The following is a 12,354-nucleotide window of genomic DNA, read 5'->3' as shown; positions in this document are numbered from 1 at the left end:
AGTATAACGCTCTGGTATGAAATGTTTCAAGCCAAAATGTTCCGCCGAAATGCATGGTTACAGCTTGTGAAACTACACAAAACATGTATAATAGAAATTAACATTTTAATTGTTAAAAGTAAGACAATTAAATATCAAATACGATTTTCTTATCAAGAGTAGGTGGAGGGACTAGCCCGATGATACCCGGCAACCGGCGAGATTTAACGTACGGTGCTAATTCTTGCAGAATCGCACAGCTTGTAGCTTGCTGCGAATTCTGAGAGATGAGAGAGGCGCATTTAGCAAATAAATGATGACCTTTCTCTAAGTAGAGAGGTCTTTTTTGTTGTGATCGCCGACTTTCAGACTCAATTTAGTGACATCTATGTGATAAAGGAGTGAAAAATCATGCCGATTAAAGTACCTGATCATCTTCCGGCAAAAGAAGTGCTTACGAATGAGAAAATTTTCGTAATGGATGAGAGTCGCGCATACCGTCAGGATATCCGTCCACTTAGAATTGCTATCCTTAATTTAATGCCAACCAAAGAAACGACTGAGACACAAATTTTACGTCTGCTTGGTAATACTCCGCTGCAGGTAGAGATTGTGCTGCTTCATCCACGCTCGCATACGCCCAAGAATACTTCGGCAGAACATTTGGAAATGTTCTACAAAACCTTTGACGAGATTCAGAATCGCCGTTTCGACGGGATGATTGTGACAGGCGCTCCAGTGGAACAGCTGGAATTTGAGCAAGTAAACTATTGGGAAGAGCTGAAACAAATATTTGAATGGAGCAAAACACATGTCACTTCGACATTGCACATTTGCTGGGCTGCTCAAGCGGGACTGTATTATCATTATGGTGTTCGTAAAGTTCAGCTCTCCAAGAAATGTTTTGGCGTATTCCCTCATACAGTGAATGACCCGCATGTAATGCTGCTTCGCGGGTTCGATGAGAGTTTTCTTGTGCCTCATTCCCGTCATACCGATGTGAATCGTGCAGACATCGAGGCAGTTCCAGAATTGAAGATTTTGGCTGAGTCAGAAGAAGCAGGGATTTATCTTGCTGCAGCTCGCAACGGCAAGCAAATCTTTGTTACAGGCCATTCAGAATATGATCCATTATCCTTGAAATGGGAATACGATCGTGATGTTGCCAAGGGACTTGAAGTTGAAATGCCAATTAACTATTATCCTAATGACGATCCATCCAAAACCCCAACCTCCAGTTGGAGAGCTCACGCTAACTTATTATTTTCCAATTGGCTCAATTACTATGTGTATCAGGAAACGCCTTACGATATCGATGAAAAAATGGAATTTATTTACCAAATTTAATATAATTAGATACAAATGTGGAGGGATATTAACCATGACCGACAAAAATTGGCGAATTGAAAGTAAACTTGCTCAAATTGGTTCTGTTGAGGAGCCTGTAACCGGAGCGGTAAATTATCCAATATATCAAGCAACGGCTTTTCGGCATCCACGTCTAGGTCAAAGTACGGGATTTGACTATGCAAGAACAAAGAGCCCAACCCGTAAAGTATTAGAGGAAGCGGCAGCTGTTTTGGAATCCGGTGATGCTGGATTTGCCTGTTCCTCCGGGATGGCAGCTCTGCAAACCGTATTCACTCTTTTCTCACAAGGGGATCACTTAATAGTATCCCTTGATTTGTACGGTGGAACATACCGTTTGTTCGAACGTATTCTATCGCGATTTGGCATTACGGCTTCCTATGTGGATACCAACGATCTGGATGCGCTTGAAAATGTACGTACCCCGAATACAAAAGCAGTATTTATTGAGACTCCAACCAATCCTCTCATGATGGTTACGGATCTGGAAGTAGTATCAAATTGGGCACGTAAGCATGGACTTCTTACTATTGTAGACAACACGCTGCTGACTCCATATTTCCAGCGTCCTATTGAGCTTGGAGCAGACATCGTTGTCCACAGCGCTACCAAATATTTAGGCGGGCATAATGATGTGCTGGCGGGATTAATAGTGACAAAAGGAAAAGAATTATCTGAGGAAATGGCATTCCTGCACAACTCGATTGGTGCTGTCTTAAGTCCGTCGGACTCCTATCAGCTTATGCGCGGTATGAAGACATTGGCACTACGAATGGATCGTCATGAGAGCAATGCGATTACGATTGCACAATATTTGGAAGAACATCCTCAAGTAGCGGAGGTGTTCCATCCTGCTCTGCCTGATCATCCTGGTTACGAGATTCAAAACAAGCAATCGAGCGGCAATACAGGCATCTTCTCTTTCAAAGTTACAGATGCGCGTCTTGTAGAGCCTGTGCTTCGTAATTTGAAGCTGATCGCTTTTGCTGAAAGTCTTGGTGGTGTAGAATCTTTGATGACATATCCAGCGGTTCAGACTCATGCTGACATTCCGGTTGAAATTCGTGAAGCCGTGGGTGTTGATGATCGATTGCTTCGATTCTCAGTAGGTATTGAGCATGTTGATGATTTAATCGAGGATTTATCACAGGCTTTGGAAGTGGCTCATATAGAGATTGAAGGAGGACAACAGCATGAGTAACGACAAAAAATTTGAAACCAAGCTGATCCATTTTGGAGGAGAAATCGATAAGACAACCGGAGCGTCTAGCGTACCGATTTACCAGGCTTCTACATTTCATCACAATGACATCTTCAATCCGCCAACATTTGATTATAGTCGTTCAGGCAATCCAACTCGTCAAGCGCTTGAGGATTACATTGCATTGCTTGAAGGAGGAGCTAGAGGGTTTGCTTTTTCCAGCGGGATGTCAGCGATCTCAACAACCTTCATGTTATTCTCTGCAGGCGATCACCTGATTGTTACAGAAGATGTATATGGTGGTACATATCGCCTTCTAACGAGTATTTTGACCCGGATGAACATCGAAACTACATTTGTTGACATGACCAAGCCGGAACAAGTAAAGGCGGCGTTAAAACCGAATACTAAAGGGGTATACATCGAGACTCCATCGAACCCAACATTAAAAATTACCGATATCGAATTCATAGCAAATTGGGCACGGGAAAATAATTTGCTGAGCATTTTGGATAACACGTTTATGACTCCTTATTATCAGCGTCCAATCGAGCTTGGTGTTGATATCGTTTTGCACAGTGCAACGAAGTTTCTGGGAGGACATAGTGATGTATTGGCAGGGCTTGCTGTAGCGCGTAATGATTCACTGGGCCGCCAATTGAAATTTCTTCAGAATGGTCTTGGTACAGTGCTTGGCGCTCAAGAATCATGGCTCCTGATGAGAGGCATGAAGACCTTAGGAGCACGTATGGCTCACAGTGAAATCAGTTCCCGCAAGCTAGCTGAATGGTTAAGTTCTCGTAGTGACATTCAAAATGTCTATTATCCGGGTCTGACTAATCATCCAGGTCGTGAAATACATGAAAAGCAATCAACAGGATACGGTGCTGTAGTTTCGTTTGATGTTGGATCTGAAGAAAAAGCGAAGCAAGTGCTGAGTAAAGTGGAGCTTCCAATTGTTGCAGTAAGTCTGGGAGCTGTGGAGAGCATTTTGTCCTATCCGGCTATGATGTCTCATGCCTCCATGCCAAGAGAAGTGCGTCTTGAACGTGGAATTACTGATGGATTGCTGCGGTTCTCTGTTGGTCTGGAGGACATCGATGATCTCATTTCAGATTTGGAACAAGCTTTGAAATAGAGATTTGTGATCTGGATATTAAGCATCAAGCACCTGGCATACTGTCGGGTGCTATTTTTCTCGATTTAATTATGTTACGATATGTTACGATTAAGCCATAAACTACTATTTTGCTGAATATTTTTAGTATTATCGATTACAAGGAGGCACAATATGACTGCAATAGATAACATATTGGATAAGGCGCTTAATGGACAGCGTTTGAATCTTGAAGATACGATTGCACTGTATGAATCGAACGAAGTAGAGAAGATGGGGCATGTTGCTAACATATTAATGGAAAGAGAACATCCTGAGCCGATCACTACGTTCGTCATCGGAAGAAATGTCAATTATACAAACATTTGTGATGTTTATTGCCGTTTTTGTGCTTTCTATCGTCGCCCTGGCTCTGAAGAGGGATATGTGCTGCCAGATGAAGTGATTTTTCAGAAAATTCAGGAAACTATCGATGTTGGAGGAACTGAAATTTTAATGCAGGGTGGAACAAACCCTAACTTGCCGTTCAGCTATTATACGAATTTGTTGAAAGAGATTAAATCCAGATTTCCGGACATTACGATGCACTCCTTTTCCCCTGCTGAAATTATGAAAATGAAGGAAGTTTCTGATGGTCTGACTCTTGAGGAAGTATTGCGCGAGATTCATGCAGCTGGACTTGACTCACTTCCTGGCGGTGGAGCAGAGATTCTAGATGACCGTACTCGTCGTAAAATTAGCCGTCTCAAAGGGTCATGGAGAGACTGGATGGATGTAATGCAGACCGCGCATCGGATCGGTATGAATACGACTGCTACGATGGTTATCGGATTTGGTGAATCATTTGAAGAAAGAGCACTGCATCTCATGCGTGTTCGTGACGCCCAGGATGAATGCCTGCAAAACGGTTACCCATCAGAAGGTTTCCTTGCGTTTATTCCATGGACTTTCCAGCCGGATAACACGAATTTGAAGGCGGAAAGACAAACCCCGGAATCCTATTTGAAAACTGTAGCGATAAGCAGAATTGTATTGGATAACATTAAGAATCTACAATCCTCCTGGGTTACGATGGGACCGGAAGTAGGCAAGTTATCTTTGCAATATGGATGTAATGATTTCGGAAGTACGATGATCGAAGAAAATGTAGTATCGTCGGCCGGAGCAACATATAAAGTAAACATTGAATCCATCCTGTCCATCATTCGTGAGGCTGGAAAAATACCTGCCCAGCGTAATACGAAATATGACATTTTAAAAGTGTTCCATGGCAACTCCAGCATTGAGAAGGATTTCATCATGCAAAATTAATAATTACTGGAAATACTGCCTTTCATTCCATGAGCTGACCCCGTATATACGTTTTCTCTCCACCATATACTTGGAGAAGGAAGCGGAAGGGGGAAAGCTCATGGATTTTTTTACGATACACGTCACTCTGGAGACTTTGGAGCAGAAATCGCAATTCTACGGATACCTCGGCGAAGTGGTAAAGGATTTACATAAAGGCGCTGTCCAGTCGAAATGGTACCACCTTCCCAATAAAATGTTATTGCTCGAGACGGTAATAAAGATATTGCCCAAAAGGAAGTCAAAGAATCATACAGTACTTACAGCTATAGTAAAAGATAAGCTGTCAGACGCATTGTCCCGTTTTCTTATTGACACTAAGGAAGAGGCAATCCTCAAGAGAATGATATCTAAAAGATATTCATTTTCCGAACAAACAGATTATGAGGCTGTCGAAGTGCTTTGCTGCAAATTGCTTGAAACGGGTATTGACGGTATGCATTCACGAGAGAATCATATTGAAGAAATTAAAACAAGTCTGGGTAAGTTTTTGGAAAGTACCCCTTGTCTGAATCTTGATGGTTTTGTTCGATTTAGGATGAGGGAATATGAGGACACACTGAAGGGAATTGTGGATTATGCGGTAGAGGAATATTTGCTTGATCAGCAGTATGATGAATTTATAAGCTTGCTCCAATATTTTGTGTATTTTCAGGAGCCTTTAACTTCGCTAGTCCACTTGATGCATAAAAAAGATCACGATTTTTCAATATTAAATGAGCATTTTACACCGATTAAGGCTCCCCCGGCTAGTGGAATGGTTGCCCGAATGGCTGATCAGGAGCTGGAAATGGAGGATGTTGTCGTGAGTACTCTCATCGCATTGTCTCCAGATCGTGTTCTTATCCATACACTTGAACCGGAGGCGCTGATTATCTCGACAATTCGCCGCATATTTGGTGATCGTGTAGTGCTCTGCTCGGATTGTCCTCAATGTAGTATGTTCCATCATGAGAATAGACGAAGGGATCAAGGAACTTGACGCTGAGAGTTGATCACTATATAATTACACGTGTTAAGTTTTACATGTTTTTCAAAGCTAAAAGCGTTGACAAAGACATGATCCAAAGGAACGAATTGTACAGAGAGAGGGAACTTGGCTGGAATTCCCTTCGATTTCGATTTTGGTTTACCCCTTTGTAGCTGTGTTTCCGAACCTGTATTACGGTATTAGGGAGCACCGGGTCATTACCGTTAAATAATGCCGAATTAAGGGCTCTGTTAGATGGAAGAGCCGAATGAGGGTGGAACCACGGGTATAACAAGCTCGTCCCTTTCCGGGACGGGCTTTTTTGTTCGTTTCCGGACACATACAATCAGAGTTGGTTGAACTTAAATTTTATTAGGGAGGAAACTACAGTGGCAATTTCTATTTCTTTGCCGGACGGCGCAGTTCGGGAATATGCAGAAGGAAGCTCTATTGAAGATGTTGCTGCATCGATCAGCAGCGGACTTCGTAAAAACGCAATCGCAGGTAAAATTAACGGCAAGGCAGTTGACTTGAACACCAAATTGGAGGATGGAGCAAAGGTAGAAATTATTACGCTCGATTCCAAGGATGGTCTGGAAATTATGCGTCACAGCTGTGCTCACCTTATGGCTCAAGCTGTAAAACGTTTGTTTGGTGGTAAGGAAGTTAAGCTTGGGATTGGTCCAGTAATTGAAGATGGATTCTACTACGATATGGATTTGGAGCATCCGCTGAATCCGGAGGATTTGCAAAAAATTGAAAAAGAAATGGAACGTATCATCGGTGAAAATTTGCCGATTACTCGTCGTGAAGTTAGCCGTGAGGAGGCTGTCGCGATCTTTACGGAGTTGGGCGATCCGTACAAATTGGAGCTTATTCGTGATCTGCCGGAAGATAGCGTTATTTCGATCTATGATCAAGGCGAATTTTTCGACTTATGCCGTGGGCCACACGTACCGTCTACAGGGAAAATTAAAGTATTCAAACTGTTAAGTGTAGCCGGTGCATACTGGCGTGGAAATAGTGATAATAAAATGCTACAGCGCATTTACGGTACTGCGTTCGTTAAAAAAGCGGAGCTGGATCAGCATTTGCATTACCTTGAAGAAGCTAAGAAACGTGATCACCGCAAGCTTGGTAAAGAGCTGAGCATTTTCACATTTAACAATTTAGTAGGTCAAGGCTTGCCAATCTGGTTGCCTAAGGGTGCAACACTGCGTCGTACTTTGGAACGTTACATTGTTGATATTGAAGAACGTCTCGGTTACCAACATGTGTATACTCCAGTGCTTGGTAATGTTGACCTGTACAAAACTTCAGGTCATTGGGAGCATTATCAGGAGGACATGTTCCCTAAAATGACAATTGATACTGAGGAATTTGTTCTTCGCCCAATGAACTGCCCGCATCATATGATGGTGTACAAGAGCGATATGAGAAGCTATCGTGATTTGCCGATTCGTATTGCAGAGCTTGGAATGCAGCATCGCTATGAAATGTCCGGAGCACTTACTGGGCTTCACCGTGTACGTTCCATGACTTTGAACGATGCACATATTTTCTGCCGTCTTGATCAAATCAAGAGCGAATTTACTCGTGTGCTTGAATTAATCCAGCAAGTATACAGCGATTTCGGTATTAATGAATACCGCTTCCGTCTGTCCTACCGTGATCCTCAGGATACTGAGAAATACTTCGCTAACGACGAAATGTGGAATACAGCTCAACGTATGCTTCGTGAGGTAGTTGAAGAAGCAGGTCTTCCATTCTTCGAAGCTGAGGGTGAAGCAGCATTCTACGGTCCTAAACTGGATGTTCAGGTCAAAACAGCACTGGGCAAGGAAGAAACATTGTCGACAATCCAGATCGACTTCCTGCTGCCTGAAAGATTTGAGCTTGAATACGTAGGTGATGATGGTGCAAAACATCGTCCTGTAGTTCTTCACCGTGGTATTCTTGGCACTATGGAACGTTTCACTGCATTCTTGCTTGAAAATTTTGCGGGTAACCTGCCTTTATGGCTTGCACCTGTTCAGGCGAAAGTCATACCGGTATCGGGGGCATTTGAAGAATACGCTCGTACTGTAGAAGATAAGCTTCGTGCAGGAGGTATTCGTGCTGAAAGCGATCTGCGCAATGAGAAACTTGGCTACAAAATCCGTGAAGCTCAATTGGAAAAAATTCCGTACATGTTCGTCGTTGGTGAGAGTGAGCAAAGCAGTAGTGCCGTTTCTGTGCGTAAACGTGGCGAAGGTGATTTGGGAGCTAAACCGCTTGATGAAGTACTTGAGCTGCTCCAAGGAGATATTAAAAATCACATTATTTAATGGAGCCGGGGTTGAGCTGACACTCTCATGTTCTTGAAATTCATTTTGGAGGATTAAGGAAAATACTTCCTTTATTTCTCCAAAATGGCTCCATTCTCAAAAAATAAGGGAAGTTATTTCCGCTAATTTGCTGCTATCGACTGTTTTTCAGCTATTTGGAGCAGTTTCGATAGGGATAGAGGAAATTACTTCCTTTATTCTTTCGTAATCACTGTATTTTAATTATATAAAGGATATTATTTCCTCTATTTTGTACTAACAGCAGCAACAGCAGCTTTTCTTTCCGACCTATTAGACAATCCTTTTTTTGATTGGCGAATTGTAACTTCATATTACAATCCATCATTTACATATACAGTGCTGTAAATAACGAGATTCCCGATTTTTTTTGAAAATGATGTATAAACTATCGCGCATGTGGAAAACCTTCGGAATAAGGGGGAGATTTTCATATGCATCAAATAACTTTATGGAATAAAATTGGTTTAAGCTGCTTAGTGGTGGTTCTTGTATTTCAAGGGATCGTCTCGGAAAATACAATAAATGCCTTTTCTAAAAACTTGAGCAGGACTTCTCTATATAAGTCCCAAGCTGTTCAACAGTTCGAGATATCCATGTGGAGGCAACAATCTAAAATTTTGCAGCAATCTTCGAATCAAGCATCCGGAAGTCATAAGATGATCAGTGATTCGAAACTCGACAATGAGGCAAAGCCGGTTCAAGCCAAGAAAAAAACGTTGAGTGTGAAAGTTATGGCGACTGGTTATACAGCAGGATATGAGTCTACAGGCAAGCGGCCTAATCATCCGCAGTATGGCATAACATTTTCGGGTGTCAAGGTTCGCAGGGATAAAGATACAGTTTCAACTATTGCAGCCGATCTGAAGGTTTTTCCATTGGGGACAATTCTTTATATTCCAGGGTATGGTTATGGAGTTGTCGCAGATAAAGGCTCTGCCATTAAAGGACATAAAATAGATTTGTATTTTAAAACGACCAAACAGGTGTATAAAGAATGGGGTAAGAAGGAAGTTCAGGTACAAGTCATTCGTAAAGGGAATGGCAAGCTGACGGAAGCCATGCTGAAAGAGCTGGGCAAAGCGATGGAAGTTAGTAAGGAAATTCCGGACAACTTGTGGGAGAAAGCAATCTAAATATGAATAAGCTACGGGCTATTCCGAAAGTCATATTTTGTGGCTAAGGGAGGCCTTTTTTTATTGCAGCGTATGTAAAACGACAGACGTGTTCTTAGGCAGGTTATGTTATTATTAATAATAATAGTATTGATTCTCTTATCGGTCTCGAGACCGATACAAGGTTCCATCCGGGGCCGCTGTAATAAAAACATGACATAAGTTACACTAAATACATAAATGTTTGATGATGGAGGCTATGTGATGAAAAACGATATTTGGGGAAGGTTTATGGGTGGACTGGTGCTGATCGGGATCGGCGTTATTTTCCTGCTTAATCAACTCGGGATAACAGATATTAGTATAGGCTACCTTTTCTCAACCTATTGGCCCGTGTTTTTAATTCTTGCGGGGATTACGCATTTTGCTAATGGAGGTCGTCGGAATTCCAATCTAATTGGTAGCCTAGTTTTGATAGTACTTGGAGGATATTTTCTGGGGAGAAATCTTGATTTAATTTATTTATCACCTAGTGATTTCTTTAAATTTTTCCTCCCGGTTGCATTGATTATCGGTGGACTGCATATGTTGTTTAAGCCATCTAACAAGAAATCGTCCAGACGCGATGAGTTTACGACTTCAGCGCCTGCTACACCACCTGTTCCTCCAATGAATATTTCAGAGATAGAGTCCCCGCTGGATTCAATTTTTGGATCGATGGAGAAGGAGCAAGCAAAGAAAGAGCATAAATTCAATCAGAGTAACCATAGTAGTTATGGACATTATGATATGGGTGACTCCTACAATGATAAAGGAGAGCCAATTAATAAGTCAGGATTTATCGGTGATGTACGTATTGGCCAGGATTATTTTCAATTGAAACCAATGAACATTTCCCATTTCATAGGCGATACGATAATTGATTTAACGAAAGCGCAAATTCCTTACGGCGAGACAAAGATCAATGTATCTGCATTTATCGGTGATGTGAAGGTATTCATTCCTGATGATATGGATCTAGGAATTGTTGCCAATTCTAATGCGTTTATTGGTGACTTGAAGGTTCTGAATCAAAAAGAAGGCGGGTTTATGAGCAGTGTTCAGGTCGAGTCTCCACATTATGGAGAAGCAAGCAAAAAGGTAAAGCTAGTCGTTAGCGTCTTTATCGGTGACGTTAAAGTGAATATGGTGGGGTAGGGCCATGTTTGTACAACGAATTCTTAAAAATACGAAATGGGAGCTTATATTTTATTTTTTACTGACAGGAAGCTTGGCGGCGATCGCGCTATATATTGGGTCTGTAACTGGGGTCATTTTAGTGAATGATCCCAGGATATGGATTTACGATATAGTGGCGATCGTCGTTTTGACGCTCATTATAGGATATATAGCAGGTAGACGGATTCAGGGACGGATTGATAACCTGCATCTGAATATGCTACAAGTAGCAAATGGGAATTTGACGGTTCGAATGCCTGAAACATCGGATCAATCCTTTTCCGGGGTATACCAGGAATTTAACAATATGACCGATGCGGTTGAGAAGAAGATGCAACTGCTTCAAAAGCTTGGTGAACAGGAAGTAATAGAGAAGGAGCAGGCTTCGGAAAAAGCGGTATTGGAAGAAAGACGTCGCATGGCACGTGACTTGCATGATACCGTTAGCCAGCAGCTATTTGCGATTCATATGTCAGCCTCGTCGCTGCCCAAAGTGCTTGAAAGCAATGAGGCACATGCCAAATTGGTTCTTGAGCAGCTTATTCTTATGTCTAATACGGCGCAGAAGCAGATGAGAGCGTTAATTGCCCAGCTTCGCCCGATGGAATTAGTCGGCAAGACGCTGGCGGAAGCATTGGATCAATGGTTCCCTGATTATTGTCGTCAAAATAGCCTCAAAGGCATTAAGGAAATGGATCTTCAGGGTGATATGTCCGAAGCGAAGGAACATCAGTTATTTCTTATTATTCAGGAAGCCATGGCAAATATCGTAAAGCATGCTGGAGCAAAAATGGTAAGTTTATCGCTTAAAGAGGGGCCAAGGCAGGTTGTGCTGAGTATCAGTGATGATGGTCAAGGCTTTAGCAGCTCTTATCAAAAGCAAGGTTCCTACGGATTAACGACGATGAAGGAACGTGCGGAAAAGCTTGGCGGGCATGTTGAAATCATCAGTAATCCGGGGGCTGGAACAACGATTCGTGTACATATTCCTAAGTTTGAGGATGCAAAAAGGGGAGAACAGGAATGAGCGACAAGATCAAAGTTATGATAGTTGACGATCACGATATGGTCCGAATGGGTCTTAAAACATATATTATGCTAGATCCGGGATTCGAAGTTATAGCTGAGGCTAGTAATGGACAGGAAGCGGTTAATCTGATTGACCAAGGCATTGAGGATGGAATGCCGGATATTATTCTTATGGATTTAATGATGCCTGTCATGAATGGTGCTGAGGCGACCAAAGAATTGTTAAGTCGTTATCAGGGCCTAAAAATAGTTATTCTAACCAGCTTTCTGGAGGACGATCTTGTCGTGCAGTCTGTAGAGGCAGGAGCGGTAAGTTATGTACTCAAGACAGTATCTGCTGAGGAACTTATTTATGCCCTTCAAGGAGCCTATCGAGGCATGCCAGTAATGACTGGTGATGTAGCTCAGGCTTTAACCCGTGGACTACGTCAGCGCACCGTACAGAGCGATGATTCAGGAATGACTGAACGTGAAAAAGAAGTATTGCTGTTAATCGCAGAAGGTAAGACGAATAAGGATATTGCAGAGGAATTACATATAAGTATCAAGACAGTCAAGACGCATGTCAGTAATTTGTTGATGAAATGTGAGCTTGATGATCGGACGCAGCTTGCTATCTACGCCCACCGTCAAGGCTGGGTCTCGTAGCGTAGAGGTATTCA

At 42.3% G+C, this 12,354-nt stretch carries 10 protein-coding genes and 1 riboswitch; all 10 genes read left to right on the top strand.

The genetic code is table 11. The features are described 5' to 3' along the window. Window positions 1-146: 146 nt before the first annotated feature. Window positions 147-273, top strand: a riboswitch (SAM riboswitch). A gap of 117 nt (window positions 274-390) precedes the next feature. Next, window positions 391-1,326 carry a homoserine O-acetyltransferase MetA gene (gene metA / locus BLS49_RS15210; protein WP_091232202.1) on the top strand — a complete coding sequence of 312 codons (936 nt, stop codon included), beginning with the start codon at window positions 391-393 and terminating at the stop codon, window positions 1,324-1,326. 34 nt (window positions 1,327-1,360) lie between these two features. Beyond that, window positions 1,361-2,548: an aminotransferase class I/II-fold pyridoxal phosphate-dependent enzyme gene (locus BLS49_RS15205; protein WP_091232200.1), complete on the top strand. Its 1,188-nt coding sequence runs from the start codon at window positions 1,361-1,363 to the stop codon at window positions 2,546-2,548. Next, window positions 2,541-3,686, top strand: a complete 1,146-nt coding sequence (locus BLS49_RS15200) for a trans-sulfuration enzyme family protein (RefSeq protein WP_091232197.1) — start codon at window positions 2,541-2,543, stop codon at window positions 3,684-3,686. Before BLS49_RS15205 ends, BLS49_RS15200 begins: the two co-directional genes overlap by 8 nt. Window positions 3,687-3,839: 153 nt before the next feature. After that, on the top strand, window positions 3,840-4,976 hold the full coding sequence (gene mqnC / locus BLS49_RS15195; protein WP_091232195.1) for a cyclic dehypoxanthinyl futalosine synthase: 1,137 nt from the start codon (window positions 3,840-3,842) through the stop codon (window positions 4,974-4,976). Window positions 4,977-5,076: 100 nt separating this feature from the next. Continuing rightward, window positions 5,077-5,997 (top strand): putative sporulation protein YtxC, encoded by a 921-nt coding sequence (locus BLS49_RS15190; protein WP_175471427.1) that lies wholly within the window; start codon window positions 5,077-5,079, stop codon window positions 5,995-5,997. Window positions 5,998-6,374: 377 nt separating this feature from the next. After that, complete coding sequence (gene thrS / locus BLS49_RS15185) at window positions 6,375-8,312, top strand: threonine--tRNA ligase (RefSeq protein WP_091232190.1); 1,938 nt, start codon at window positions 6,375-6,377, stop codon at window positions 8,310-8,312. A 452-nt stretch (window positions 8,313-8,764) separates the two neighbouring features. Beyond that, window positions 8,765-9,466, top strand: a complete 702-nt coding sequence (locus BLS49_RS15180; RefSeq protein WP_245742463.1) for a 3D domain-containing protein — start codon at window positions 8,765-8,767, stop codon at window positions 9,464-9,466. Window positions 9,467-9,709: 243 nt separating this feature from the next. Continuing rightward, the gene (gene liaF / locus BLS49_RS15175) at window positions 9,710-10,642 is read left to right on the top strand and encodes a cell wall-active antibiotics response protein LiaF (RefSeq protein ID WP_091232186.1); all 933 of its coding nucleotides are present in this window, start codon (window positions 9,710-9,712) and stop codon (window positions 10,640-10,642) included. A gap of 4 nt (window positions 10,643-10,646) precedes the next feature. Continuing rightward, on the top strand, window positions 10,647-11,690 hold the full coding sequence (locus BLS49_RS15170) for a sensor histidine kinase (protein WP_091232184.1): 1,044 nt from the start codon (window positions 10,647-10,649) through the stop codon (window positions 11,688-11,690). Then, window positions 11,687-12,340: a response regulator gene (locus BLS49_RS15165; RefSeq protein ID WP_091232181.1), complete on the top strand. Its 654-nt coding sequence runs from the start codon at window positions 11,687-11,689 to the stop codon at window positions 12,338-12,340. The genes BLS49_RS15170 and BLS49_RS15165 overlap by 4 nt, the downstream gene beginning before the upstream one ends. Window positions 12,341-12,354: the final 14 nt, after the last annotated feature.

Origin of the sequence: Fontibacillus panacisegetis, from assembly GCF_900102215.1 — a bacterium.
GTDB classification, from domain to species: Bacteria; Bacillota; Bacilli; order Paenibacillales; family Paenibacillaceae; genus Fontibacillus; species Fontibacillus panacisegetis.
Note: the sequence above shows the minus strand (reverse complement) of the source record. Positions and strands in the feature narration are given on the sequence as shown.